Annotated in this window: 29 protein-coding genes and 1 tRNA gene; 13 read left to right on the forward strand and 17 right to left on the reverse strand. The window is 50.5% G+C overall.

The features are described from left to right. Positions 1-393 (forward strand): GNAT family N-acetyltransferase (locus QXT02_RS06240; protein ID WP_342812595.1); only part of this gene is annotated, 393 nt, incomplete at its 5' end. Here the strand turns inward: QXT02_RS06240 and cysS are convergent. Further along, positions 383-1,606: a cysteine--tRNA ligase gene (cysS, locus tag QXT02_RS06245; RefSeq protein WP_342812597.1), complete on the reverse strand. Its 1,224-nt coding sequence runs from the start codon at positions 1,604-1,606 to the stop codon at positions 383-385. The genes QXT02_RS06240 and cysS overlap by 11 nt on opposite strands. A gap of 60 nt (positions 1,607-1,666) precedes the next feature. Beyond that, positions 1,667-1,744, reverse strand: a tRNA-Glu gene (locus QXT02_RS06250). Between the two features lie 125 nt (positions 1,745-1,869). On the opposite strand from QXT02_RS06250, the gene QXT02_RS06255 reads away from it, so the two are divergent. Next, positions 1,870-3,414 (forward strand): CARDB domain-containing protein, encoded by a 1,545-nt coding sequence (locus tag QXT02_RS06255; protein WP_342812598.1) that lies wholly within the window; start codon positions 1,870-1,872, stop codon positions 3,412-3,414. 34 nt (positions 3,415-3,448) lie between these two features. On the opposite strand, the gene thyX is transcribed toward QXT02_RS06255, so the two are convergent. From thyX to QXT02_RS06285, 6 genes are all read right to left on the reverse strand, one after another. Beyond that, on the reverse strand, positions 3,449-4,147 hold the full coding sequence (gene thyX / locus QXT02_RS06260) for an FAD-dependent thymidylate synthase (protein WP_342812599.1): 699 nt from the start codon (positions 4,145-4,147) through the stop codon (positions 3,449-3,451). Then, complete coding sequence (gene dcd / locus QXT02_RS06265; protein ID WP_342812631.1) at positions 4,144-4,761, reverse strand: dCTP deaminase; 618 nt, start codon at positions 4,759-4,761, stop codon at positions 4,144-4,146. The genes thyX and dcd overlap by 4 nt, the downstream gene beginning before the upstream one ends. A gap of 10 nt (positions 4,762-4,771) precedes the next feature. Beyond that, complete coding sequence (locus QXT02_RS06270; RefSeq protein ID WP_342812600.1) at positions 4,772-5,587, reverse strand: anaerobic ribonucleoside-triphosphate reductase activating protein; 816 nt, start codon at positions 5,585-5,587, stop codon at positions 4,772-4,774. Next, on the reverse strand, positions 5,511-7,559 hold the full coding sequence (locus tag QXT02_RS06275) for a ribonucleoside triphosphate reductase (protein WP_342812632.1): 2,049 nt from the start codon (positions 7,557-7,559) through the stop codon (positions 5,511-5,513). Before QXT02_RS06275 ends, QXT02_RS06270 begins: the two co-directional genes overlap by 77 nt. A 159-nt stretch (positions 7,560-7,718) precedes the next feature. Further along, on the reverse strand, positions 7,719-8,111 hold the full coding sequence (locus QXT02_RS06280) for an arsenate reductase ArsC (RefSeq protein ID WP_342812601.1): 393 nt from the start codon (positions 8,109-8,111) through the stop codon (positions 7,719-7,721). After that, on the reverse strand, positions 8,108-9,136 hold the full coding sequence (locus QXT02_RS06285; protein ID WP_342812603.1) for a PhoU domain-containing protein: 1,029 nt from the start codon (positions 9,134-9,136) through the stop codon (positions 8,108-8,110). The genes QXT02_RS06280 and QXT02_RS06285 overlap by 4 nt, the downstream gene beginning before the upstream one ends. Positions 9,137-9,260: 124 nt before the next feature. Here QXT02_RS06285 and QXT02_RS06290 point away from each other — a divergent pair, with 124 nt between their 5' ends. The 5 genes from QXT02_RS06290 to phoU are packed head-to-tail and all read left to right on the forward strand — an operon-like array spanning position 9,261 to position 13,286. Continuing rightward, complete coding sequence (locus QXT02_RS06290) at positions 9,261-10,091, forward strand: phosphate ABC transporter substrate-binding protein (protein ID WP_342812605.1); 831 nt, start codon at positions 9,261-9,263, stop codon at positions 10,089-10,091. A gap of 43 nt (positions 10,092-10,134) precedes the next feature. After that, on the forward strand, positions 10,135-11,010 hold the full coding sequence (gene pstC, locus QXT02_RS06295; protein ID WP_342812606.1) for a phosphate ABC transporter permease subunit PstC: 876 nt from the start codon (positions 10,135-10,137) through the stop codon (positions 11,008-11,010). After that, positions 11,007-11,861, forward strand: coding sequence for a phosphate ABC transporter permease PstA (pstA, locus tag QXT02_RS06300; protein ID WP_342812607.1), 855 nt, complete (start codon positions 11,007-11,009; stop codon positions 11,859-11,861). Before pstC ends, pstA begins: the two co-directional genes overlap by 4 nt. A gap of 1 nt (position 11,862) precedes the next feature. Next, a complete protein-coding gene (gene pstB / locus QXT02_RS06305) occupies positions 11,863-12,618 on the forward strand; it encodes a phosphate ABC transporter ATP-binding protein PstB (protein ID WP_342812609.1) in 756 nt (251 codons plus the stop codon). Further along, positions 12,615-13,286, forward strand: a complete 672-nt coding sequence (gene phoU / locus QXT02_RS06310) for a phosphate signaling complex protein PhoU (protein WP_342812611.1) — start codon at positions 12,615-12,617, stop codon at positions 13,284-13,286. The genes pstB and phoU overlap by 4 nt, the downstream gene beginning before the upstream one ends. Positions 13,287-13,317: 31 nt before the next feature. Here the strand turns inward: phoU and pyrG are convergent, their stop codons facing one another. The 5 genes from pyrG to QXT02_RS06335 are packed head-to-tail and all read right to left on the reverse strand — an operon-like array spanning position 13,318 to position 19,159. Beyond that, a complete protein-coding gene (pyrG, locus tag QXT02_RS06315; RefSeq protein WP_342812612.1) occupies positions 13,318-14,928 on the reverse strand; it encodes a glutamine hydrolyzing CTP synthase in 1,611 nt (536 codons plus the stop codon). Positions 14,929-14,932: 4 nt separating this feature from the next. Beyond that, positions 14,933-15,835, reverse strand: a complete 903-nt coding sequence (locus QXT02_RS06320) for a dihydroorotate dehydrogenase (RefSeq protein ID WP_342812613.1) — start codon at positions 15,833-15,835, stop codon at positions 14,933-14,935. Continuing rightward, positions 15,829-16,683: a dihydroorotate dehydrogenase electron transfer subunit gene (locus tag QXT02_RS06325; RefSeq protein ID WP_342812614.1), complete on the reverse strand. Its 855-nt coding sequence runs from the start codon at positions 16,681-16,683 to the stop codon at positions 15,829-15,831. Before QXT02_RS06325 ends, QXT02_RS06320 begins: the two co-directional genes overlap by 7 nt. Before the next feature lie 36 nt (positions 16,684-16,719). After that, the gene (gene pyrE / locus QXT02_RS06330; RefSeq protein WP_342812615.1) at positions 16,720-18,093 is read right to left on the reverse strand and encodes an orotate phosphoribosyltransferase; all 1,374 of its coding nucleotides are present in this window, start codon (positions 18,091-18,093) and stop codon (positions 16,720-16,722) included. A 28-nt stretch (positions 18,094-18,121) separates the two neighbouring features. Then, positions 18,122-19,159: a phenylacetate--CoA ligase family protein gene (locus QXT02_RS06335; protein WP_342812617.1), complete on the reverse strand. Its 1,038-nt coding sequence runs from the start codon at positions 19,157-19,159 to the stop codon at positions 18,122-18,124. Positions 19,160-19,315: 156 nt separating this feature from the next. Here QXT02_RS06335 and QXT02_RS06340 point away from each other — a divergent pair, with 156 nt between their 5' ends. Next, positions 19,316-20,290, forward strand: coding sequence for a radical SAM protein (locus QXT02_RS06340; RefSeq protein ID WP_342812618.1), 975 nt, complete (start codon positions 19,316-19,318; stop codon positions 20,288-20,290). After that, positions 20,283-21,659 carry a radical SAM (seleno)protein TrsS gene (gene trsS / locus QXT02_RS06345; protein ID WP_342812619.1) on the forward strand — a complete coding sequence of 459 codons (1,377 nt, stop codon included), beginning with the start codon at positions 20,283-20,285 and terminating at the stop codon, positions 21,657-21,659. The genes QXT02_RS06340 and trsS overlap by 8 nt, the downstream gene beginning before the upstream one ends. A 70-nt stretch (positions 21,660-21,729) precedes the next feature. Here trsS and QXT02_RS06350 read toward each other — a convergent pair whose 3' ends face one another. Genes QXT02_RS06350 through QXT02_RS06360 form a run of 3 tightly spaced genes read right to left on the reverse strand, consistent with a single transcriptional unit; the run spans position 21,730 to position 23,616 of the window. Then, positions 21,730-22,047 carry a hypothetical protein gene (locus tag QXT02_RS06350; protein WP_342812620.1) on the reverse strand — a complete coding sequence of 106 codons (318 nt, stop codon included), beginning with the start codon at positions 22,045-22,047 and terminating at the stop codon, positions 21,730-21,732. After that, on the reverse strand, positions 22,048-22,503 hold the full coding sequence (locus QXT02_RS06355; RefSeq protein ID WP_342812622.1) for a hypothetical protein: 456 nt from the start codon (positions 22,501-22,503) through the stop codon (positions 22,048-22,050). Between the two features lie 6 nt (positions 22,504-22,509). Beyond that, complete coding sequence (locus QXT02_RS06360) at positions 22,510-23,616, reverse strand: uroporphyrinogen decarboxylase family protein (protein ID WP_342812624.1); 1,107 nt, start codon at positions 23,614-23,616, stop codon at positions 22,510-22,512. Positions 23,617-23,703: 87 nt separating this feature from the next. Between QXT02_RS06360 and QXT02_RS06365 the strand changes: the two genes are divergently transcribed. After that, positions 23,704-24,594, forward strand: coding sequence for a tyrosine-type recombinase/integrase (locus tag QXT02_RS06365; protein WP_342812626.1), 891 nt, complete (start codon positions 23,704-23,706; stop codon positions 24,592-24,594). A gap of 116 nt (positions 24,595-24,710) precedes the next feature. Then, positions 24,711-24,935 (forward strand): hypothetical protein, encoded by a 225-nt coding sequence (locus tag QXT02_RS06370; protein ID WP_342812627.1) that lies wholly within the window; start codon positions 24,711-24,713, stop codon positions 24,933-24,935. 114 nt (positions 24,936-25,049) lie between these two features. On the opposite strand, the gene QXT02_RS06375 is transcribed toward QXT02_RS06370, so the two are convergent. Further along, the gene (locus tag QXT02_RS06375; RefSeq protein WP_342812628.1) at positions 25,050-26,036 is read right to left on the reverse strand and encodes a winged helix-turn-helix domain-containing protein; all 987 of its coding nucleotides are present in this window, start codon (positions 26,034-26,036) and stop codon (positions 25,050-25,052) included. Positions 26,037-26,162: 126 nt separating this feature from the next. Between QXT02_RS06375 and QXT02_RS06380 the strand changes: the two genes are divergently transcribed. Beyond that, positions 26,163-26,342 carry a hypothetical protein gene (locus tag QXT02_RS06380; RefSeq protein ID WP_342812629.1) on the forward strand — a complete coding sequence of 60 codons (180 nt, stop codon included), beginning with the start codon at positions 26,163-26,165 and terminating at the stop codon, positions 26,340-26,342. Next, positions 26,326-26,558: hypothetical protein (locus QXT02_RS06385; protein WP_342812630.1), on the forward strand; the 233-nt coding region annotated here is incomplete at its 3' end. The genes QXT02_RS06380 and QXT02_RS06385, both read left to right, overlap by 17 nt.

The following is a 26,558-nucleotide window of genomic DNA, read 5'->3' on the forward strand; positions in this document are numbered from 1 at the left end:
CTGCTAAAGGAGTGGACTAAAGGGTGGGGAAAGGAATGGAGTAGAGAGATCATTAGCGCATACTCCCGCCAGCAGGGGGAGGCCTACCTAGCCCAAGACGGTGGCAAAATCGTCGGGACCATCCTGCTGAGAAAAGAGGTCCGGGCGCTCGTCATCTATTTTCTCGTGGTCAAGAAAGAGGAGCGGCTGAAAAACATCGGCAGCTCGCTGGTGAAGTTCGCTGAAGGAATTGCCAGAAGAGAAAAGAGAATCCTGCGGGTTGATGTGGCTAGGGAGTTCGAGGGAAATACCAGGTTTTACCTCAAGCTCGGTTTCAAAAAGTGTGGCCGGGTGAGGAACTTTTACCAGCAGGGCGACGAGCAAATCTTCCTCTACAAAGTGCCTAGTAAATAATCCCGAGCACCGAGTCCATCCTCTTAATCGTCTCAATTGCTCTCCGCGCGTTGCCAGCACCTAGCCTACCTTTTTTCAACAGCTTCTCCAGATCTCGAACCAGCGAGCAAAGCGAATCCATGGCCGCCGGGGTGTCGATGTCGTTGTTGATGTGGAAGGTGAAATCCGATAGGGCCTTTTCAATGAGCCTGTCGGCGACTTTGCTGTCTTCTCCGGCTCTCACGCGCCTCAGGCCTTTAATCAGCGCCTTGCATCTGGAGATTTCCCGGCTAACTCTGCGCAGCTCCTTCAGGGTAAAGTTCAACCGCCTCCGATAGTGCTGGGTGAGCAGGAACGCCCTGATGGCATCATACCCATAGTCCCTCCGCCTCAACTCCTCAACGGTGTAAAGCCGGCCCGCCGACTTGCTCATCTTCCTTCCGTAGGCCATCAGGTGGCGGACGTGCATCCAGTACCTGGCCGGAATCTTCCCCGTAGCCCCGGCGCTCTGGGCGATCTCGTTCTCGTGGTGGGAGAAGACGTTGTCGATGCCGCCCATGTGAATGTCGAAGGGAATACCCAAATAGCGGATGCTCATGGCGCTGCACTCGATGTGCCAACCCGGTCTGCCCTTACCCAGCTCGGTCACCCAGAAGATGTCACCGTCGCTTTTTCGCCACGCCTTCCAGAGGATGAAATCGCCGGCCTCAGACTGGAAGTAATCGTCCTTGTAAATCCTCCTGCCAAGAATGCCCCTGAACCTGTAGTGGGAGATCATACCATAACGTGGAAATCGGGAGACATCGAAGAAAATGTTTCCCCTCTCGTCGCGGTAGGCCAGCCCTTTCTTCATCAGCCTCTTGATCAGTTCAACCATAGGCTCGATATTCTCGGTGGCCCTCGGGTAGTGATCAGCAGGTATCAGTTTCAACCTGCGTGACTCCTCAAGAAACCTTCGCTCATTTTTACTCGCTATCTCCCTCAGCATTTTCATGCTGCCCTTAGCAGCTCGCACCATTTTGTCCTCGATATCGGTAATGTTCATCACGTGGATCACCCGGTAGCCGTTGAAAAGCAGGACTCTCTTGACCACATCCTCAACCACATAGGTGCGGAAATTTCCGAGATGGGGCGCGGAGTAAACGCTGGGACCACAGGTGTAGATGCGGACCTCACCCTTTCTGAGAGGAGCAAACTTCCTGACCTTCCCGGAAAGCGTGTCGTAGACCAGCATGTTTTCAAACAATCAAGGAACTCTTGACTTTTAATCCCAAGCCCTCAATTTTAACTCAAATGGTGCTCCGGCCGGGATTTGAACCCGGGGCGCAGGCTCGAGAGGCCTGCATGTTTGACCGGCCTACACCACCGGAGCACCAAGATTACACTTTTTTTCAATTGTTAAACTTTTTCTACCTAACAATAAGCGGCTTAATTCCTCTTTCCCAGCACGACAACAAAGAATGAAAAGCCAGAGAGCTAAGCTTGAAAAGGTGGAACATGAACAAAATTGGCACGGCCGCGATAGCTATCGTTCTAGCAATCGCTATCTATTGGTCATTTTTTATCTTGCCGCCATCATTCGAGATCAGCGGCCTAGAAATAACACCTGCTGAAGCTGGACCGGGAGAGATGATTACCATATCTTTGGTGATCAATAACCGCGGGCTGATGTCCGGCGTGTACTCAGCCGACCTTTGGAGCGATAACGAGTTATTGGAATCCAGGACAATTGAGGTCGCCGGAGGAGAGGTGAAATGGATATCTTTTACCATCACTCGAGAACTGCCGGGGACCTACCTTCTCAGAATCGGCAGTTTAGTGGGTGAGTTAAAAATCCTGCGCCCGCCTCAATTTGAAATCACCAATCTGAAGGTTGAGCCCCTAGAGGCAATAGCGGGAGAGAACATCACAGTCACGGCAACGGTGAAAAATCTGGGAGAAATGGAGGGAACTTACCTCGCCACCCTTACTATAAACGGCACTGTTCTTGAGTCGAAATCCATTACGTTGCCGGGCGGGCTCGCGGAAACGGTCACGTTCACCTTCGCCGAAGACCCGGGAGTTTATTTAATCGATGTCGGTGGTCAGACCACCACCGTCACGGTGAAGCCCACCGTGATCTTGATTCAGCAGGAAACTGAAATCACCTCGGCTGAAAACATCATGCTGCATTTTGAGTGGAAATATAAAACCTGGGAGCTGAAATGGGATTTCTCCATTTCCAAAGAACTTTATGATTACTACCGGAGCAGACCGAGGCCGCCAACGGGAAACTACTCGGTGTACGTCACCGACCCTAAGGACGACAACCTTCTCAAGGAGCTAGTGATAAAATTCGGCGAAATCGTCTCAAAGTACAATTTTACCGAAACGGAGAAGATCAACTCCATGATCGCTTTCGTGCAGAGCTTGCCCTACACCCCGGACGAAATCTCCACCCCATACGACGAGTACCCCAGATATCCGCTTGAAACGCTGGTTGACGATGGCGGCGACTGCGAGGACTCATCCATCCTGCTGGCAGCGCTTCTCAACGCGATGGGTTACGATGTCGTTTTAATTGAGCTGAAGGACCACATGGGTGTTGGAATTTCAGGGGCCTTCTCTGGTTTTTACTACGAATTGGAGGGAACGAAATACTTCTACATTGAAACCACCGGCACGGGGTGGAAAATCGGGGAGCTGCCCGCTGAGTTCAGGGGCGCCAAGGCCACCTTGTATCCCATCGAGCCGATCCCGGTTTTAACCCACTCCTGGAAGGCAGAGCAGATAAGTTACCAAGTGCTTGAGCTCACGGTCACGGTGAAGAACGAGGGGACCGCAACCGCTGAAAACATCTACGTCTACGCCGGGTTCGACGCCGGCGGAGACATGGTGTGGAATCCCCAGAAGAGCGAAAGCTTTTCCCTGCCGCCTAATTCCGAGGCCCGCGTGACCCTACGGCTCACCATCCCTAAGGACAAGTATACGAGATTGATCGTCCAGATTCTCCTTGGAAACTACGTCACCGACCAGAGCTTCTCAGATTGGTTCAAGACCTAGCTCTAAAAACCGACACCTGCTGGTTCTTAGAAACTCACCGCTGCAAGATTTTTTCCAGCTCCGGTCTCTTCCCAGCTTTAGGATAAAGGGGGCATGATTCATCGTTCTCAGGACACTTGCCAGCCATGACGCAACTCGGGCCCGCGTTCTCGAATATTTTCGGGGCTACCTTCTTCACCAGCTTAAGCATTTCATAGGCCAGTTCCCGGATCTCCCACTGGGCATGAGTACAGCACCTCAGCTTGAAGAAATTCATCAATGCCCGGGCGTTCATGGTGACGACTATGTTTGCCGCGGCGGCGTTGGGGAGCAGGTAGCGCGCGTCCTCAACCGGAATCCCGCGCTCAATCAAGCTCAGGTAATCCCTCCAGGCGGCATCCATCGCAGCGATGAAGATCTTCTCGGCCTCCCTGTCCTTGGAAATCGTGGGGGGAACAATATAGTTCTTCTCCAGCTTCACCGCCCTCTGGCTCTGCTGGGAATAGCTAGCGATCCTGTGCCGGACGAGCTCATGGGTGCAGGCCCGGGAAACTCCTTCAACGCTAAAGGTAAAAGAAGCGTGCTCAATTACCGATTCGTGGCCGCGCTCCACGCAGACCTCCAAGCTCCGCAGCAGCTTGGATCTTTCCTCCTTGACGATTTCATCCGCTGGTTTTGTGGAGCGACAGGAACGGGCGGCTGCACCGGCAAGGGCATCGGGATCAGGGGTGTGAGCAATCAGCTTTACCTTCATGGGCTTTCCTCAATCTCAATAAGGGTGGCGAGATCCTTATCAGCGTAGAGTTTAGGCAGTGCCGGCTCGGTGCTGCCCGAATACTTCCCCTGATAGGGTTTTTCCGGCGGCGTCTCGGTCCTGAAGAAGACCATCTGGCCGATCCTAAGTCCTACAGGCAGATAGTAGGGAACCGGAAGGTGATTGGTGATTTCAATCGTCCAGACGCCGTCAAAGCCCACGTCCCCCCAGCCAGCCCCTCTGACAATGTCTATCCCCGTCCTTGCCAGCGAGGACCTGCAGCGGATCGAGGCGACGATGTCCTTTTTAGTCCCGACCCTCTCCAGCGTCGAGGCAATGACGAACCCATGAGGGGGCAGCCTGATGAACTTTCCTCGGACGATCTTCTTGCCCACGCGCAAAGTGGTCTCCTGGGCCTCGTTTCTCACGTAAGCCATGTCGACGGATTCCTTGATGAAGGGGAAGAAGCCATCGATGTTGTTGTTGAAGGTGTAGAAGATCGGGCCGATGGAAAGATCATATCCGTTGGGCTGGAGCTTTCTCCGGTCAAATGGTTCTATGATGATGTTCCCCGCTGACATCTCCCTGAGGATGTCGCAATCTGAGAGCGGCAGTGTCTCACCTCTAAATGTTCCTTACCTCAAAGCTTTTGAACATTCCGCTTATCGCCTTTCGCGTCCTTTCGACGGCCTCACGGGGCCAAGGTGCCATCTGCTCAAACCGCGGGTCGACAGTGGAGTGAGGGGCAAACTGCTGAATCGCGTATCTTCTCGCCCCCCTCAGATAGGTGGCTATCTTGACAACATCGTCAGGCGAAAGCAGTTCGGGGACGAGGGTGGTCCTGAACTCATAATCCACCGGGGAATTTCTGATCAGCTCAATGCTCTCGAGCACCCTCTCAAAAACAGCGCTATCGTCCACACCGGTCAACTCCCGGTAACGCTCCGGTGTTAATGGGGCCTTGACGTCCATTGAGATGTAGTCAATCAGCCCGGAATTGATCAGGTCATCCAAAACTCTAGGATCGGAGCCGTTGGTTGCGACCGAAACTTGGAGCCCCTTCTCCTTTACCCGCCCGCAGAAATCTTTCAAATCAGGCTGTAGGGTCGGCTCCCCGCCGGTGATGGCTATCCCGTCCAGCCACTTTCGGCGCTTCTCCACCGCGGCGAAGATATCCTCCTCGGTGATCACGGGCATTGACTCCGGTCTGAGCACCAGGTCCCGATTCTGACACCAGGGGCACCTAAAGTTACAACCGCCGGTGAAGACCACGGCAACGGCTTTGCCCGGAACCTCATTGAAGGAGATAGTAATCAACCCGTTGACTCTCGTGGTCTCACTTCCACCGGTAGTTATTATCGATCTACCCGAAATACTTGCGCTGCCGGAACTCTTCCCGCTTACCGTCGCTCCAGTTGGCCACCGGGCGCAGGTAGCCAACCACGCGGGAGTAGACCTCGGTCTGCTTGCCGCACTGTGGACAGACCTTGTGCTCGCCCGGGAAGTAGCTGTGGTCCGGGCAAATGCTGAAGGTCGGTGTCAAGGTGAAATAGGGAAGGCGTGAGTTATTTGTCATCCGTTGAAGTAGCAGTTTCGCAGCCGAGCCCTGAATCCTTTCCCCGAGCCAGGTGTGAAACACGGTGCCGCCGGTGTAAAGCGTCTGAAGGTCCTCCTGATGCTCCAAGGCTTCCACCAAGTCAAGGCCGGAGTTGACGGGCAGCTGGCTTGAGTTGGTGTAGTAAGGCACCCTCTCACCGGCAGTGATGATGTCCGGATATTTTCTCTTGTCAATCAGCGCCAGCCGGTAGCTGGTGCCCTCAGCCGGCGTGGCCTCAAGGTTATAGAGGTGACCCGTCTCCTCCTGGAACTCAACCAAACGCTGTCGCATGTGTTTCAGGACCCTGATGGCAAACTCCTTACCCTGATCTGTGGTGATATCCTGATCAAACAGGTTCAACAGGGCCTCATTCATTCCCACCAGACCGATAGTCGAGAAGTGCTGGTTCAGGTTGCCCAGATACCGCTTGGTGAAGGGAAGCAACCCGTTGTTCATGTTCTTTTCCACGATCTCCCTCTTGATCTCGAGCGAGCGCTTGGCCAGCTCCATTATCTGATCCAGCCTCTCGAAGAACTCGTCCTCGTTCTTGGAGAGATATCCCAGCCGGGGCATATTTATCGTGACCACGCCCATTGATCCCGTTGAGTCTCCAGCCCCGAAGAGACCTCCTGACATCTTGTTCCGGAGTTCCCTCAAATCAAGCCTAAGTCGGCAGCACATGCTGCGAACGTCGCTGGGTCTAAGATCGGAGTTGACGAAGTTCTGGAAGTAGGGCTGTCCGTACTTCGCCGTGGCCTCAAAGAGGATATCGGAAAGCGGGCTATCCCACTCGAAATCCTTGGTTATTGAGTAAGTGGGGATGGGGAAGGTGAAGGGACGCCCACTCATGTCGCCCTCAGAAAGAACCTCGATGAAGGCCCGGTTGATCATTTCCATCTCCTCAGTGAACTCTCCGTAGGTTCTGTCCAGCGGTTTACCGCCGACGATGGCTGGCTTGTTCACGAGGTCCGGTGGAACATTCAGATCAAGTGTCACGTTCGTGAAGGGGCACTGGCCGCCAAAGCGAGAGGTGACGTTCAGGTTAAAGACAAACTCCTGGATGGCCTGTTTCACCTCACCGTAGTCCATCTTATCCGCCCAAACGAATGGTGCCAAAAGAGTGTCGATCGAGTTGAAGGCCATCGCCCCGGCCCACTCGTTGGACAGCGTGCCCATGAAGTTGACCATCTGCAAGAGCGCTGTGGTCAGGTGTTTTGGTGGGTTGGAGCCTATCCTGTTGGGAACACCGTTAAATCCCTCGACCAAAAGTTGCTGCAGCGACCAGCCAGCGCAGTAGCCGCAGATGCCACGACCCAAGTCATGAATGTGGAAATCACCATTGCTGTGGGCATCAGCCACCTCCATCGGATAAAGCTTGGAAAGCGTGTAGTTGGCGATTACCGTCGTGGAGATATGCTGTTCCAGACCGCTCAGCGAGAAGTCGATGTTGGCGTTCTCCCTTACCCTCCAGTCCATGTGTCCTATGTAGCTGTCCACGATGCGTTCGACCTCGAGGGAAGTCGAGCGAAGCTTTCTCAGCTCCTCCTGATGCTTGCGGTAAAGGATGTAGGCCTTGGCCGTGCGAGCATGACCGCGTTCGATTAAAACCTTCTCGACGATGTTGCCGATTTCCTCCGTGGAAACAATATCACCTTTACACTGAGTCTGGATGATGGCAACAACCTCGTTTGCCAGTCTCTTGGCCATTTCACGGTCGCGCCCACCCACTGCCTGCGCCGATCTGAAAATCGATTCAACTATCTTCTCCTGATTGAAATCCTCTATACTCCCATCTCTTTTTCTAACTTTCAAAATCTCACTTCCTCCTTTACTTCAACGCGAAAATCTTTCCGGACAGATTTTCCACTCTGCCCTGGCTGACTTAAAACAATTGGGTGCATCAATTACTTTTCTTCTGCTGACTAAAAAGATTTTCGCTTTTGTGAAAATTTTTCATTTCTCTGAACAGACGGCCTATCTCTCCATCTCCTCAACCAACTTTTCGACTCTTATTCGAATTAACTCCCTGATCTCCCTGAATTTTTCAATCGATTTTCCGGCTGGATCCTCAATTCCCCAGTCCTCGGTCGGCACTAACGTTGCCGGACACAGTTCCCCTGAAATGCAACCCATAGTTATCACCCTATCAGCGGCTTCCAGCATTTCCCGCGTTATCATCTTGGGCTTGGCCGCGCTGATGTCGATGCCCACCTCCCTCATCACTTCAACTGCCATTGGGTTCACTGCAGCGGCGGGTTTTGTCCCAGCGCTTTCTGCCCTAGCCGACTTGGCCATCTTATTGAAAAAAGCCTCGGCCATCTGGCTTCTGGCCGAATTCTCCACGCAAACGAAAAGTACCTTCTTCATTTCAGGATCTCCGCAATAGTTAGGTTCAAAACTATCTCGGCTATATCGCTGCTGTATTCGGCTATTCTCCTCAGGCTTTCGGATATCAATCGAACATTTATTGAATCCTCGTGCGGAATTTCAAGCGTCAGTTTAGCCACCTTTTCCTCCAGCACCTTAGCTTTTTCCTTTTCCACGATTATCTCTTCGGCAAGATCATAATCCTCCTTAAACAGGGCTCCAACCGATTTTTCCAGCATCGTGTTAGCAAGATTGCTGAGGTTCAATATTCCTCGCAGCACATCCTTACTAAGTGGTTTATTAATCAGCTTGACCCTTTCCGCGATCAAGGCCGCGTGGTCGGCAATTCTTTCCACGCTTTTAACTATCAGCCTGTAGCCGAGACAATCTCTGGCATTTCGCAAACCTATCTCCTTTATGGAACGTGGGTCTTGCACTGCCAATTTTATTTGTCTTATCACATACATGCTAAATCGATCAACCTCATTGTCCAGCCTGATCACCTCTTCAGCGGCGCCTTTGTCTAAACTTTCCAGAGCTGATATGGCGTCCCTCTGCATGGAGGAAGCGATCAAAAACATCCGTCTGAGGGCATCTCTGACGGAAAGCTCTGGATAGCTCAGCAACACCTGTATGGTCATCTCGTTTGGGGAATCGGCAATCAGCTCGGCTCCGACCAGCTTTTCCCTGACATAACTTTTTATGACCTCACGCTGTGGCGGTGAAAGCCTACCTTCAGCCATAAGATGAATCACGTGGTAACCGACAAGGTACAAGGAGACGACCTTTCTAGCCAGCTTATAGGGGTCATCGCTGGGGGAAATTTTAATCGTGGCCTCAGCTGCTTTCTTCTCTTCCTGAATTCTAGGTGGTAATATCTGAAGCGTGGAATCTTCAAGTCTTTTTACGACCAGACCATCGCCCGGCTTTATCCTATTTTCTTCGATCCAGTGCTTAGGCAGAGAAACTATGTAGGTGGACCCACCAGTTCTCTGCACTTTCCTAATCTCCCCTTTTATTTCCAACACATCACCAATCAGCTTTTTTTTGTGAACGTAAATATATATTTTTCCAAATAAAATAAATTAATATATAGATTATTGGTAGAAACAATAAAAATAGCGTATTCTATATAAAATCGATGAGAAAATGAAATCGAAAGTTATAGCGTCTGGAGTCTTGGTAGCGGCTGTCATCATTGCCTCTGCCATTTTATTGCAAGGAACCACCAATCAATCCTCCACGCCGAGATCAATAAACATCAAGGGTTCCACAACGGTACTGCCCATAGCCCAAGCTGCCGCAGAAGCTTGGATGGACTCCCATCCCAACGACAAAATAATAGTTGAGGGCGGCGGCTCCGGCGTTGGCATTGCAGCCCTGATAGACGGCACCTGTGACATAGCAAATTCATCGAGAACTTTGAAGGACGAGGAAAAACAGAAGGGCCTAATTGAACACCGAATTGCCTTGGATGCCGTTTGCGTGATCGTTAACTCGCAGAACCCTGTTAACGGGCTAAGCTTGGAACAGGTGAAGGCGATATTCAAGGGTGAAATAACCAACTGGAGCGAGGTGGGAGGACCAAATCTTGAAATAGTTGTTTACACCAGGGAATCAACATCCGGCACCTTCGAAACCTTTGAGACCAAGGTAATGAAACCCGACAACATCACCTTGCGGGCACTGACCAAAACATCCAACGGAGAAATGGTTCAAGCGATCTCCGGAAATCCTAACGGCATCGGATACGTAGGTATAGGATACTTGGCTAACGCTACAGGCATTAAGGCATTGAAAATAAATGGAGTCGAGCCATCGACCAGCACGGTTCAAAGCGGAACTTTCCCCATTTCTAGGTATCTCTATATGATAACTAAAGGACAACCTGAGGGGCTAGTCAGGGACTTCATAGACTTCGTCACCAGCACCAGCGGACAAAAAATAGCTGAGGAACATGGCTTCGTTAAACTCCCATAGGCCGCCAAAGGCGCGGCCTTCTTTTTTTTAGAGGTTGAGGACTATGAAAAAAATTAAAGTAAAATTCTCTGGAAGAATCCTCACAGCTATATTTGCCTCCATTTCCATTCTCGCCGTCTTCTTCATCTTTATCTTCATATTCTCGCAGGGGCTACCTCTTTTCACTGAAATTGGTCTGTCTGATTTCCTCTTCAATCTCACTTGGAGACCAACCGCCTCGCCGCCTTCCTTCGGCATAATACCGCTGGTCTTGGGATCCCTCTTGGTCACTGGATTGGCCCTACTCATCTCCGTCCCCATCGGTCTTCTCGGAGCAATTTACATCGCGGAGATTGCCGGGTCTAAGGTCAGGGAACTGCTCAAACCTGTCATAGAAATACTTTCCGGAATCCCCTCGATCGTTTATGGTTTCTTTGGGCTGATCTTCCTAGTCCCCGCGATGCAGGCGACGTTTGGGTTACCTACAGGAGAAACCGCTCTGACGGGAGGGATAATCTTGGCAATAATGGTTCTTCCTACGATCCTGAGCATCGCCGAGGACGCGATGAGTTCAGTGCCGGCGGATTACAAAGAAGCCTCTCTGGCCTTAGGAGCAACCAAATGGAGAACCATCAGAAGCGTGACGATACCGGCGGCGGCTTCGGGAATTGCTGCCGGCATCATCCTTGGCTTCGGCAGAGCTATTGGTGAAACCATCGCGGTAATGATGGTAACCGGAGGCTCACCAATAATTCCCACATCTATTTTTTCTCCCGTTAGAACAATGACCCAGACTATAGCCGCCGAGATGGGTGAGGCTGTCTTTGGCGGCTTACACTATAACTCACTTTTCGCCATCGGCATAGTTCTGTTCATCTTAACCTTTATCTTGAACTTGGTTGCGGTCAAGCTCATAAAAAAACATGGGGGCGGCAAATGAAGGCAAAAATTTGTCAGGCGCTAGGCATCTGGTCCTCCCGGATCGCGGTTTTAATTATCCTCTCAGTAATGGGCTACTTGCTCCTCCACATTATTTTGAACGGAGTGGGCATCATCAGCTGGGACTTTCTGACCAAGCCGCCCGCCTCTGGGATGACGGGTGGTGGTATTTTCCCTGCCATCGTCGGCACCCTTCTATTGGTAGCATTGGCAATAGCAATTTCACTGCCACTGGGTCTGATGTCCGCAATTTATCTGGTGGAATATTCGACCGAAAACAGCAAGTTTGTCAGGCTGGTAAACTCCGCGATATACAACCTTAACGGCGTCCCCTCAATAGTCTTCGGCCTTTTCGGGCTGGCCTTTTTTGTTAAATTTCTGGGTTTCGGCACCTCCTTGCTCTCAGCGTCGCTCACGTTGTCTGTCATGATCCTGCCCACGGTAATCGTAACCTCGGTGGAATCTCTGAAAAGCGTACCCAATTCCTTCCGAGATGCCAGCATGGCACTGGGAGCCACTAAATGGCAAACGATATTAAAGGTAGTCTTACCGGCCGGTTTTCCTGGAATTATCACCGGCGCCATTCTGGGGGTGGGCAGGGCGGCTGGAGAAACTGCACCGATACTTTTTACGGGGGCTGTGTTCTACATGAGGGGTTTGCCGACATCGATCCTTGACCCGGTCATGGCCTTACCCTACCATCTTTTCGTTCTTGCCACAGAGCACCCAAACATCGCGAAGGTGACTCCCATTCAGTACGGTACGGCTTTGGTCCTCCTCCTTTTGGTCCTTTTCATTTCTCTAATTGCCGCCATCATTAGGTACCGTTACCGCCGCCGAAGGAAGTGGTAGGATGAAAATCAAGGTGGAGACCAAAAATTTAAACGTTTGGTATGGCCAAAGCCACATCGTCAAGAACTTCTCCATCAAGATACCAGAGAAAAAAATCACGGCAATAATCGGGCCGTCGGGGTGCGGTAAATCAACCTTCATAAAAACGCTCAACAGGATGGTGGAGTTGACGCCGGGCGCGAGGGTCAGCGGTGATGTTTTCGTGGACGACAAAAACATCTACGGGTCTAATGTCGACGCGACCGAAATTCGGTGGAAAATGGGGATGGTCTTCCAGAAGCCCAACCCATTTCCAAAATCCATATTTGAAAATGTGGCCTACGGTCCCAGAGTTCACCACTTAGTTAGCAATGAAAAACTGGATCAACTGGTGGAGGAAAATCTAAAAAAGGCCGCGCTTTGGGAGGAGGTCAAGGATAGGCTCAGGATGTCAGCTTTTGAACTATCCGGTGGCCAGCAACAGCGCCTGTGCATAGCCCGGGCCTTGGCAGTTAACCCTGAGGTCATCTTAATGGATGAACCTTGTTCAGCTTTGGACCCGATCGCGACGACGAAAATTGAAGACCTTCTCTTTGACTTGAAAAAGAACTACACCATCGTCATCGTGACGCACAACTTGCAACAGGCGGCGCGGGTCTCTGACTTCACCGCCTTCATGTATTTGGGAACGCTCATCGAGTACGGAAAAACAGAGGAAATGTTTGAGAGGCCTAAAAATAAACAGACACAGGATTACATCATGGGGAGATTTGGGTGAAAGAACCAACCGTTAAAGTTAGAAAGAGGCTCTCCGAGGAGCTCGAGGAGCTGAAATCAATGATGATGGAAATGAGTTCACTAGCCACCGCCTCGGTAGAAAAAGCGGTCGGGAGCCTAGCCAAACAAGATGTCAATCTGGCGAACAAGGTGATAAAGGAGGATGACAAAATAGACGCTCTTGAACTCGAGATTGAAAACAAGTGCATGCATCTGATTGCCCTGCAGCAACCAATGGCAAAGGATCTTCGCGTTATTGGGTCTTGCCTAAAGATAATCACCGACTTGGAGAGGGTGGGCGACCGGGCTGCTGACATCGCTCAAATTACCAAACAGCTCGCTGGTAGGCCCTTAATCAAACCGCTCGTTGACATCCCGAGGATGGCGGAGCTTGCCATAGCTATGGTTAAGGACAGCGTCAGAGCTTTCAAGGAAGAGAATTCCCTGCTGGCTTGGGGCTTGGGTGAAAGGGACGATGAAGTGGACAAACTGGCCCATCAGGTCAACCGGGAGCTCTTTTCATTTGTCGTCGAAGACCCTAAGAAAATATCCGACGCCTTCCGCCTGATGTTTGTCGCTTCCTTCTTAGAGAGAATCGCCGATCATGCCACCAACATCGCCGAAAGAGTAATCTACATGGAAAGGGGGGAAAGGGTAAAAATAAACTGAACTAAAAAAGGCCCCAAGTTACGTACAAAATTCATTTCACTTTCCAAGAATTTGCCCTTGCTAAGGAAGCTTTTATAAAGGCATCAAAAACGGGAGCAGGTTTACCGGGCCTTGATTTAAACTCCGGATGAAACTGTGTAGCTAGGAAAAACTTATGACCGGGCAGCTCAATAATTTCCATCCTTTTCCCATCCATGGACTTGCCTGAAAATCTCAATCCCTTTCTCTCGAGTCTTCCAATGTACTTGGGATTAACCTCATACCTGTGCCTGTGGCGTTCGCTTATCCTTTCTTTACCGTAAATCCGAAAAGCTAACGACCCTCTTTCTATTCGAATCTCATGAGAGCCAAGCCTCATTGTTCCACCCATCTCCAACACTTTCTTCTGTTCAGGGAGCAAATCTATAACAGGGTGATTGGTTTTGGGATCAAGTTCAGTGCTGTTGGCTCCTTTCAACCCAATACTTCGAGCAAACTCAACCACGGCCAGCTGGAATCCAAAGCAGAGGCCCAGAAAAGGAATTGAATGCTCCCTAGCGTGTTTTATCGCCGCTATCTTGCCCTCGCTGCCCCTCTGACCGAAGCCACCTGGCACCAGAACTCCATCGTAGCTTCGCAGCCTATCCAAATCTTCATTCGTTCTCAGCTGCTCGGCATCTATCCAGTCTATTTCAACCTTGCAGTTGTTGGCACCGGCGGCATGCTTCAGGGCCTCGTTGATGCTCAGATAAGTGTCGGGGAACCTGATATACTTGCCCACCATGGCGATCTTGACGACCTTGGTCGCACTGTCCATTTGTTCAACAACTTTTTTCCACTGGGATATGTTCTTACCTCGGTTCTCCAGACAAAGCCTCTCAACCAAGAGATCTCCCAAACCTTCCTCGTCAAGCAATAGAGGCAATCGGTAAACATTACCAACATCGTGAGCACTGATGACGGCCCTCTCGGGAACGTTGCAGAAGAGCGAAATCTTCCGCTTCGCATTTTCGCTGAGAGGGATCTTGCTGCGGCAGATCAAGATGTCAGGAGATATCCCGGCTGCAAGAAGCTGTTTGACGCTGTGCTGGGTTGGTTTGGTCTTCTGCTCCCCGACAACGTCCAAGATGGGGACTAAAGTGAGATGCACGAATGCCACATCCTCATGCTTTTCTTCCAAGGAAAGCTGCCTCATGGCCTCGATGAAAGGCATGCTCTCGATATCACCTACGGTGCCACCGACCTCGACCAAACAGATCTCGGCGTCACTTTCGCTAGCAACCTGTCGGATCCGGCTCTTAATGAGGTCCGTAACGTGTGGAATGATCTGAACCGTCTGTCCCAGATAGTCGCCCTTTCTCTCCTTCCTTATCACCTCTCCATAAATTTGGCCGGTGGTGATGTTGTGTTTCTTAGTCAGGTTCACGTCAAGGAATCTCTCATAGTGTCCCATATCCAAGTCTATTTCGCCGCCATCATCCGTGACGAAAATCTCGCCGTGCTCAAAGGGATTTATCGTGCCGGCGTCGCAGTTGAGATAGGGATCGATCTTTATCGCCGTCACTCTATAGCCCCGGGATTGAAGAATTCTGCCTATGGAGGCAGTCGTTATTCCTTTTCCCAGACCGCTGATAACACCGCCGATCATAATCACGTATTTCATTTTCTCACACCTGGGCGATCCCGATGACCTCCTCAACACTTCTAAACTGGTGCCTGATCAAATAATCCTTTATTCCCTTCTCTATCTCACGGAAAATTCCAATCCCGGTGATGGCCAAGGCTGAACCAACCTGCACCGCCCGAGCACCGGCCATGAGAAACTCCAGCGCTGTTCTCCAATCGCTGACGCCTCCACAGCCTATTATTGGAATCGAGAGCTTTTGATAAAGCTCAAAAACACAGCGCAGAGCTATGGGATGAATGGCTGGCCCCGAGAGACCGCCATAGACATTGGTGAGCACGGGTTTCCTAGCATCGACATCAATTGCTATGGCCTTGATGGTGTTAATAACAACCACCGCATCGGCTCCGGCATTCTGAGCGGAAACCGCTGACTCGGTTAATTTATCGCTTAGCCCCAGTTTAGCATAGACCGGTATGCTTAGTGCTCCACGGACCTGCTTCACGATTTTAGCGGCGGCGGCGGGATCGGCACCTATTTCCATTCCGTGTTTTTCCACGTGAGGGCAGGAAAGGTTCAGCTCAACGGCGTCAGCACCGGCTTCTTCAGCCCTTGCGCAAATCTCTTCAAACTCATCAATAGTCTTGCCAGCCACGCTGACGATGACTGGGACCCTGCCCTTTTTTGCTAAAGGTAGGTCTTCCCGCAGATAGGCCTCATACCCGGGATTGGTCAGCCCCACCGCGTTGATTAAACCTCCATTAACTCCTACGATCACGGGCGTGGGATAACCTTCCCGCACCTCCTTCGTCAAGCTCTTTGTCACCACGGCTCCAGCGCCGCCCTCGGTAGCCGCGCGTTTCAGGAGTGAGCCGTTGCAAAGTACCCCTGAGGCTAGCATGATTGGGTTTCTCATTTTCAACTTACCTACTTTAATTCTCAACATAAATTCACCCGAGCACCTGAAACCTCCCGCTTCCTTTTGCCAAAATCCGTTTTCAGAAGAATGGCACCATCAAAAACTGGGCCGTCGGAACAAACCCGCAGACCCAAGGGATCCAGAACACACGAGCCACAGACACCAAACCCGCACTTCATGTAACGCTCTAAAGATGCCTGAACCCTGATCCCAAGTTTAACTCCCTGCCTAACCACTTCATACATCATTCTTTCCGGACCGCAGGTCAGTATCGCTTGATATCTTCTCTTTTTCAGCTCAGATTTCATGAGGTCCGTCACCAGCCCCATGCATCCTTCGGAACCATCCTCGGTCGCTACAACTGATCTTATCCCCATCTTACGCGCCTCAGCAACGAAAAGCAGTTCCTCTCCGCGTCTGGCTCCGAAAAGGAAAGTGCATCTGCCACCGGAACTGGATATCGCCTTGGCAGCGAAAATCAGGGGCGCAGTTCCGTACCCGCCCCCGACAAGAAGAAAGGATCTTCCTTTTAGGAAAAATCCATTACCGAAAGGGCCGCGCAGAAAAAGTCTGTCACCTTTATTCAGCCGGTGAAACTCTGCCGTGGTGGGGCCTTCATTAGAAATCGAGATTCTGATGAAACCCTCCCCAGCATCGGAAACGCTCATTGGGACCTCTTCGAAGCCAGGGAGCCAAACCATAAAGAACTGTCCGGGACAGGGTAACCTCGATGCGGTGTATTCGAGATAAAACGACTTCACCCTCGAGTTCTCATCAACCGTCTTTTTTATCCTCGCCGGCAAGAAACCGAAACGTTCAAATTGATTTTTCCCGACAACCTCGTCCTGAGTTCTGATTGATGATTTATCTCGCAACTTTATCCCTCAGCAGGCACTAAACTAATCGATGCGCTAAAGGCTCTGAACATTTTTGCTCTCCTTGATGTACTTTATCACCTTTTCATAGTCCTCCTTGCCGATGAACCCGTTCAAGTAGAGTTCCTGCATCAACCGCGACGCTGTCATGAGAGAGATCAGTTTGACCCCTCTTTTGGCAAGATTCTGTGCTCCTCCTTGCTCACGGTCAACGAGCACCATCGCATACTCCACCTTGCCGCCTCGCTCACGGATGGCCTCAATGGCCTTCAACAGGCTGCCTCCGGTGGTGACGGCATCATCCACGATCAGAACCGATTCACCCGGGTTTATCACGCCCTCGATCAGGCTTTTGGTCCCATGAGTTCTTTCCTCCCTTCTGATGTAGAGGAACGGCTTATTCAGCTTATAAGCGACCAAGGCACCTATCGGCACCCCTGCCGTGGCCACACCGGCGATCCTATCGAAGGAAAGACCGAGCGCCTTCAGCTCAGCGACGTAGGCGCTGGTTATCAGGTCAAAGAGGTCCTGATGGGAAGGAGTGGCCCTCAGGTCAATGTAATAGGGGCTCATTAATCCCGAGGTCAGCTTGAACTCGCCCACCATCACACAACGATGCTTCGCCAGAGCCAATGCAATTTTCTGAATGTCGATGCCTATCTCCCTGATCTCCTTCAAAATTTCTTTGGCTCTGGCTGCAGGCGAAGGGGCTTGGGCGATGCTCCTGCCGATTATCTCATAGTCGGCACCGGCTGCCAGCGCCGAGCCAAAGCTCGCTCCCTGAGTGCCCACCCCGGGAGAAAAGATAATCGAAGACGGATAAGCTTTCTTGGTGCTAGTAATCAGGTGGGGATAGGTGGCCGGCACAACGAAGCCATCCACGCCCGCTTTAGCCGCAATCTCCAAAAGTTCGTGGTAGTGTTTGTTAAGGTGCTCACTGGCACCGGGGTGGCTCATCGCACAAAGCCCCAGGACTCCCTTATCCATTTCCTCAGCAAGGCTAACCACCTCATCAATTCCGCCTTTAATCCCGACCGCGGCATGGATAATAAGAGCATCAAAGCCAACGTCAAACAGCTGAGCAGCCTCAAGACTGTTGATATGACCTATGTCGGCCATCTTGGGATCGCAGATGAAGAAGTAGCTTTTTCTGTAAGTGTTGATGATGTCCTCGACCAAGTCCAATCCCAGCCCGAAGATAAGGGGCAGACCTATTTTCACCCCCGAGACCAGACCATCAAGCTCCGCCAGAAGATTCTTGACTCTAGCTGCTGTGTTGAGCCTCTCCTTCAACCTCTCCTCAGAATTCTTCAGTGAATAGGGGTTAAAGGGAGGGTCTAGCGCGAGCACAATCCTCGAGTCCGTCCTCTTCGTTATGTCCGATACCAGTTTTACAAACGTCTTGCTCAAAAGCCCGCCCATAGTTTAGTATGGAAAGTCATAAAAAGGTTTTCGATAATCGGGAAGGTTTTCTCTCATCCTCACGAATAATTTTTCTCTTGACTCCCTCCATCCTCAGAATCTCAGCTCCACACCTGCACTTGCCCTCAATCAGGTTGGAAATATCTCCCGATCTATATCTCACCAAAGGCATGCATCTCCTGTTGAGGGTGGTAAAGACCAGCTCCCCCTCCTCACCGGGCTCCAAGACCTCACCCGATTCCGGGTCCACAATTTCCACAAAAAAATCCGCCTCATTTATGTGAAGACCATCTTGGGCCTTGCATTCGATCGACACAGCTAAGCCAGTTTCTATCGTCCCGTACTGGTCATAGGCATTGCAACCCCACACCGCTTCAACCTCCCTCCTGATCGATTCATCAAAGGGAAAATAGTTACAACCGCGGCTCATGATGATCGATTTTATTCCAAGCCAGTCTAAATCGCGACCCTCGGCCAGTCCTGTGATCGCATAGATGTAGGGATTCGATCCGATCAGCATGGTGGATTTATGCTCCACTATCTTCCGCACCTGCCCCTCCAGAAGGTCGTGACCAGTAACCACCGCCGAAGCTCCGCAGGCCTCCGCGGCCCTGCTGACTAGGTAATCACAGCCCCACTCGGCTTCAGGTGGAAACATTATTTGCAGCACGTCACCTCGCCTCAAGCCCAAGGTCCTGAGCGCGGCTGCTATTGAGGCGACGATTCTGTCCAACTCATCTTTGGTATAAAAAACACGTACCGAGTCAATGGTCCCATCAGCGGAAAATCCCCGGAAAATCTCACTCTGCGGCAAACAGCAGAAAAGCTGTGGCCTTCCGATCAGATCCCTTGGCTCCGTTAACGGAATTTTGGAAAAATCATCAAATGATTTTATCTCATCGGTATCGATACCTGCAGCCGCATACAGGCTCCTGTAAAAGGGACTTTTTGCACCAGTGTATTTTATCACCTCGGAAAGCTTCAACAGATGATATCTCTCAATATCTTCCCTCTTTATCGGTTGATCCTTATCAAGAGAGTATTTCCTTGTCATCTGACTCTCTCTAAAACTTCGATTTATTTCAGAGTGAATCCATTTCTCTAGAAAGTTCATCCTTGGTCCCTAACTTTTGCTTTTATTATCGAATCCAAACTTTAAAGCGTGCTGGTCTATAATGATTACATCAGAAAAATTGGGATAGGTCCAAAAATGAGACAAAAGGCAGTTTCCATCGACGTGACAAATAGATGCAACCTCCGCTGTCGGCACTGTTTCTTTTGGAGGGTAGAAAACCTAGGAGAACTGTCCATCGAAGGTTGGAAAGAGGTCTTGGGAAAGTTGCCTAAATTTCTTTACTGCTCTTGGGTGGGGGGAGAGCCTCTTCTCCGCAAAGAACTCATAGAAACAGGAAAAAACAAGTTCCTCATTAATGAGGTGGTGACTAACGGTACTGTCCCCATACCTAGCTGGAACGATGTCTCCTTTTTCATCAGCATCGACGGCACCAAACACTACCATGAAGTCATCAGAGGGAAGGGGACCTACGATCTGGCGAGGGAAAATATCAAAACCACCGGGGCTCGTTATCTGCTGCTGAACATGGTGGTAAACTCCCTGAACTACCGATCCATCGAAAAATTTGTTTCTGAATGGAGCAACTCGAAAGTACTGTGGGTAAAATTCAGCTTTTACACGCCGTTCATCGGTGGGGAAAACTCGCTTTTTCTGCCGTTCAAAAAGAGGAATGAGATTATTGATAGAGTTTTGAAGCCGTTGAAGGAAAACTATGGAGACTTCATCTTCATCTCGGATGCTCTACTGGAATCGATGAAATATCCCAACTGCTTAAAGGTAACTTCGGACTGCCCAGCTACCAAACTTATTCTCAGCCTAGACAGCATGGGTAAAATAAAATACCGCAGCTGCGGCGGTAGAAGAGCCTGCTACATGGGTGCTGGAGCCATCTGCGAAAAATGCGGCCATATGACCCCCCATTATCTCAGAGCAATCTACGAGATGGAAGACTGGGAAATAATCCGCAAATCCATCAAGCACATACCTAGAGGAGTGGCACTTAAAGCCATCAAGTCGTTGCTACCAAAAACTATCTGCAAAAAATTGTCTCGTGGAACCAACAAAGAACATATTGTGGAAAAACAAAACAAAGATGAGTTTAATGTCTGAAATAATCGGGAAGACATGGAGCCTCTGCCCCACTTGCTTGCGCAAAATACCTGCTAGGAAGACCATCGAGAATGACGCTGTCTATCTCGAAAAAGAATGCGCGGAACATGGCAAATTCAAAACCATCGTCTGGAGAGGTGCTAAACACTACCAAATTATAAACAAGTTTGAATCCATTAGAAAGGGCTCAAAGATTAGGCAAACTTCCGGAAAACAAGGGTGTCCTCTAGACTGCGGGCTCTGCCCCAACCACAAGCAGGACACTTGCCTGGTGGTCATGGAGGTAACCAACAAGTGCAATCTCAACTGCGTGGCCTGCTTTGCTGGCGCCGGTGAGGGATATCTCTACGAGCCAGACATTGGCCAGATCGAGAAGATGTACAAAATGCTGTTAAAGAGTTCCAAGCCCGTGTGCGTACAAATCAGCGGTGGTGAGCCAACCGTTCGTGAAGACCTGCCGGAAATAATTTCGCTGGGGAAAAAAATGGGAATAGATTACATCGAACTGAACACCAACGGCTTAAAGTTGGCCGATGATCTCGAGTACCTGGACCTGCTTAAGCGGGCGGGCTTAGATGCCGTTTACCTCTCATTTGATGGCCTCACGCCGGATGTCTACCGCAAGATCTGCGGCGCGGATATACTTGATTCAAAGATAAAGGCGGTGGAAAACTGCGCCCGTGCTGGAATGGGTGTCATCCTTGTCCCGAAAATCATCAAATACATCAACCACGACCAGATTGGCGAGATAATAAATTTCGCCAAAAAATGGATCCCGACCGTTAAAGGGGTACACTTTCAGCCGCTCAGTTATTTTGGCAGACATCCGGGTCAACCGGACGATGATGAAAGGATAACCATTCCGGACCTGCTCAACGCCATCGAGGTACAGACAAAAGGTGAAATCAGAACAGACAACTTCATTCCAACCTCCTGTCCCGACGTGCACTGCGACGCAAGATGTCTTTCCGTGCTGCTGGAAGACGGCAATCTCCTCCCATTAACCAGCCTTTCCAATATCCCGCCGCCAAGCTGCACCGATGTTCCCCAGCTAATCCGTGACTCCGTCGCCAGTCTCTGGAAGCTGGCACCTAGGAGTGAGCCTCCAACCAAGCCGGGCGTGGCCCCGTGCAAGTGTAAGGCGGGCAGCTGGATGGAATTGGTCCAGAGAGCGACGGAGAACTATCTGACCATTTCAACAATGGCCTTTCAGGATGTTTGGAACATTGACCTCGAAAGGCTGGAAAAGTGCTGCATCCACGTCGCCACACCCGACCTGCGGCTGATACCCTTCTGCGCTTTCAACGTTACCTCCTCAGGCGGTGCCTCCCTGTATCGACACCAAGTGCTGTCAAAATACGCAAAATGACTCAGGGATATTTGAAAATTCTCCCATCCTAACCATGCCAAAAGCGGGACGTTGTCAACTCAAATTTGGCTTATCTTGACGGATTTTCACCAAAGTCTTCATAGTAGCTGGAAAATATCTGGGAGGTGTAGGCGGCCAACTCCCGGGTGTCCTTTTTTGATGAGGTGACTCCGATTTGATTGATGGGAAACTCATCATCACACCTCGGGCAGCGGGTGTATTCACAGCCAAGGATGGCCTCCGGGCAGCCACGGCAGGCCACCGCCCTTGCATAGAAGATACTAAACTCAAACCCACACTTGGGACACCTCAAAGTCCTCGTGGTCTTAAGAAGTCGCGGACTTCCACCCAGCTTCTCCAGACAACTCGAGAGCATACTTATCTCCAATCAAGCCCTCTTTTTCTCGAACAAACACATGGCCGTGCAGAGCGTTTTGGTAACTATATGCTCCTCAAAAAATCCCGTCCCACACTGTGGACAGGCCATCACCGGGGCCTGCCTCGTTATTCCTAAATAGGAGACATTCATGCTTGCGCGGACGGTGTTTTTATTGCATTTTTCGCAGCGCCATGGCTGAACGTCGTCGAGGACTAAGTCGGTGACCTCCTTTTCATCCATCCGGTGGGAATAGGCCGTGACAACATCGACCGCACCGTCCGAACGTTTATAAACCACGTAAACCGTGGTGGTCCCTATTTTCTTCTTGGCCAAGTTTTGGTCGTCAAGGATCAGCTTTTCCCGGGTCTCCTCCCCGTGCTGAACGACTTCCCTCAATTGCTCAACCGGGATGCCCCTCTCCTCAGCCAGCTTTTTTACCTCATCGCTTATGTTTATCTCCATCATTTTCGATCACCCCTCATATTTTCCAAAATCCCTCGCTGCCCTGACCATGGCGTGGATGCTTGATGGTGGCGATCCGTGAGGACACTCGCAGGCCAAACCTGAGATGAAACCATTGGGGCTGTCCTTCGCGGCCAAAATCTGTTCCTTCGCCATCTCATAAACCTGAGTCGGTGAACCGGAAAAGGTCAAGGTGGTGTCTATGTTTCCCATCAAAGTGGCACGCTTGCCATAGAGCTGCTTCAGCTTCTCCAGCGGGAACGGCTTCCTGCCCTCGTATCCGACCTGCATGACGGTGAATGGTGTGAAAATGGTGTCCTTCCACAGCTCCCAGTCCTTGGCATGGTTGCCGCAGTGGTGATACCAGATCTGCGGCCCGGCACCTATCTTGAGGGCCTTCTTGACCAGCTCTGAAACGTACTTCACACCGAACTCCTTGACCTGCTTCGGGCCCAGCAGGTCGCTGCCGGCAACCGTGGAACCGGTCACTATCATGGCACTTCCGTACCTCTCAACCAAGGCCCTGCAGCCGTTGAGCGAGGTCTCCATAAACTTCTGGATCAATTTATGGCACAGCGGTGGATTTCTAATCGTCATCACCAGAAATTTCTCCAAGCCTATGAGCTGAGATGCGTTTGCCTCGGGATGAAAGGCAAAATAGAGCGGAACGAACCAGTTGGGGTAGTTATCCCGCACGTAATCAAAGGCCTCAACAAAGGAAGTGTAGGTGGGTCCCTTTTTGATCTCCTCCTCGCTAACGACCTCAAGCTTGTCGATGTCCTCGGGGGTCTTTATCGCGTTTTCCTTGATGTGTGGAGGCTGGTTCTCCCTCCACTCTAGCTTGTTCCCCATCTCCTGCTCCCAGACGTGAATGGTCGGCCACCAGTGGGCCACAGGTATTAAGTCAAATGTCTCGTGGGCGGCGATGACGGAGGCAATGCCCTTCTTAGGGTTAAGGTACCACTCCTTGGCGGACATTCCGGCCAAGTACCCGGCCTCGGACAACAGAATGGGATCAACGTCAATTCTATCATAAGGCTTATCCACAAATGGCGCGGCGAATCTCTTTGTGGCATGCTCCACCCATTTGGGATCGGGATCCACAATATACTTCAAATCCCCACCAGTGATATCACGGTGTTACTCTTTTTTATCATTTTTGAAAAAGCTCCGAGGACATCTATCAAAGAAGAGGCGGGCCCGGTGGGATTTGAACCCACGATATGCACCAGAGGGTTTGAGAAAAAGTTTGACCAAAAAGCGATTGAAGAAATTATGAGCCGTTTCAGGCAGCACCTCGAGATAGATTTGCTGAGAGCGCCGAGGACTGTTGACACCCATGTGAGGAACGCGCGGGAGTTTTTGGAGTTTGTGGCAAAGCCGCCGGAGCTGATAACCGCTGATGACGTGAGGAGCTATCTGGCGCAGCACCGACACCGACACCCCAACACCTACATGCACCGGCTGAAGGCGGTCCGGGTTTTCCTGCGCTACATTGGCAAGGAGGAGATCGGAAAAATGTTCAAGTTCCCGCGCCTGGAGCCGCCGTTTCAGGAAGCGCCCAAGGATGACGAGCTGGCAAAGTTCTACCAAGCGCTGGAGAGCCTGCACGATAAGGCCTTCTTCCTGGTGCTGGCCACAAGCGGGCTCAGATACAGCGAGGCGAAAAGCCTGAGAGTGGAGGATATCGACCTCGACACCGGGATGGTGGTGCCGCACCGGAACGAGGTCAGGACCATCGGCACCAAGAACACCGGCATGACCTTCATCAACGGCGAGGCGCTCGAGGTGTTGAAGCAATACCTGAAGGAGAGCGGCAAAAACAGCGGGCAAATTTTCGATGAGCTCAGAGGGAAATCGGGGACATGGTATAGATGGAAAATCGCGCGGGAGAAGTCTGGCACTAAAATCAGGCCCAAGGACCTGAGGCTTTGGTTCAACGTGAAAATGGCGCTGGCCGGTGTCCCAGATCGCTACGTTGACTTTTTCTGCGGCCGGGCCAGAAGGACCATCATCGCGCGGCATTACTCGGAATATTCGCCTGGGATCCTCAAAGAGATCTACAACAGGGCCGGGCTGAGGGTGCTGGGCTAGGGCTGAGGCAGGCGCAGGGAGAGCGGCAGGCAGGGAGAGAAATATAACAGTGTGATTAACGCAAATAATCTTAAAAAATCGCTCAGCCGAGTTTTAATTGGAAAAAATTAAAAGAGGTGGTAAAAACGCGCGGCGCCATTGCGGTAATTTTCAGCAGCATCATCATGATCGCCGTGCTAGGCTGGGTCACCAACACCGTGCTGGGCAGCGTCCAAGCGGACAACGACATCCTCGGGGTCGAGTCGGCCCTGGCTACCTACGGACCCGTCGTCGTCACCATCACCATCATAGGCCTGTTCGTGCTCGGCGTTGGGGTGATGCTGAGGTTCCTGGTTGGATGAGGCCCTGAAGCTGATTTTATTTTTTTTGACCTTTTTTTCATTTTTTACTAACTGTCTCCCATCTGCTAATTTTTGGCACCATCATTTCTCCGAGTTGGGACAGGAGATAGATTATTATGATTTGGTGATGCTCTTACCAAATAACTTAATCCAAGCGTCATTTATCTGTTTCAAGTAAAACTCATATTTCTCCTTTGCTTGCTCTAATTTAGTGTGTCTTTTGTCATGGCCCGCGCATTTCTTTTCCTCTTTGATTTGTTTTTCTATCTGTTCTTTTCCTTTCAAAAGCGCGGTGCTTCCTTCCTGGCAAAATTTAATCCACAATTGAATTAATTCTGGGTTTATCTCTGGAATTTGCTGTTTAAGTTCCTCAAGTTTTTCTATGGCCAATTTAGCCAAATAAGTCGTTTCGCTTTTCAGTTTGTTTTCCGTTTCCACATAAGTGAAATCTAATTCGTAAAAAACATCTATATTTTTTAAAAAGATTGGCGCGTATTCGTTGAAGTCAGAAATTGACGGTCGTTTTTTTACTGGGACCAACTGTTTGTTTTTGTAAAGAGCTAAAAGCGAGATAACTTCCAGAACAAGACTTGCGAGAAAAAGAGCGGGCCGAAGAGGAACTATACGGAAAAAATGCGTATAGTTGAGTTCTTTTGTTTTGGAGGTTTCATATTCCGCGGCGGCGTTTTTTATTGACATCCATTCAAATAGTGCGTGGCCGTTATTTCTCAAAAAATCTAAACATGTTTGATGACTGGCCGGCACCTCTGCGGCTGCCTTTTCATTTTCTAGCCTAATTTCTTTAATTTTTTTCTTGAAAGCATCAAACAACACGAGTGCGTCATAAACCCATGGAACAGTAAAGATAATGGGTCTAACCTCAAAATTCTGACTGGTAGGATATACTATTAGCGGCTTCCCTGCTGCGTGGACTTCTTGACGCGTTTCGATCAGTCCTGCCGCTTTCAATTTTCTTATGTGTTTAAGCATGCCTTGGGGCGTGATTTTGAAAAGATCGGCCAACTCAGTTAATTTCATTGGTCGTTCATATACTTTTTTTAGAATCTCTTTTCTAATATTTGAAAGTATATTCGCGGTCATAATCGCACTTTCGTGAATTAAGTGTCTCTTCATGTTTAAATACTTTTTTGTTGTTTAAATTTTATTTTTTAAACCAGAAAGGTTTAAATATTAGAAAACCAAAGTGGTTAATGAAGGTAGTAGGATATGGTAAAAAAAGTCCCGTTGGTGGCGTTGGTCCCGCGCGAGCTGAAAACTGCGCTTGAACTTGCGATCCTCGAGAAGCACGGCGTGGTTGGGAATAAAATCAGCCCCACCGTTGAGGCCATCATCCGTGAATGGATTGAGAAGAACCGGGGTGTGATCGCGAATGAGGAGCACGGATGATCATATCTACATAGCAAACAAACCGGCGGAAGCCTACGCGGTGGCCGTGCTTACTTCTTTTAGCCACGGGATCAAACGGGTGCGCATCCAGGGGCTGGGGCAGCAGGCGGGCAAAGTGCTGGCCGTGGCCAAGCTCCTTTCCGACACGGGGCAGGCCCGGATCGTTGAAATCAAGCCCATCACCAAAGAGGGCATCAAGGGCACTCTCGCCACACT

This window comes from Hadarchaeum sp. (SeqCode) (genome assembly GCF_038871235.1).
Classification (GTDB): domain Archaea; phylum Hadarchaeota; class Hadarchaeia; order Hadarchaeales; family Hadarchaeaceae; genus Hadarchaeum.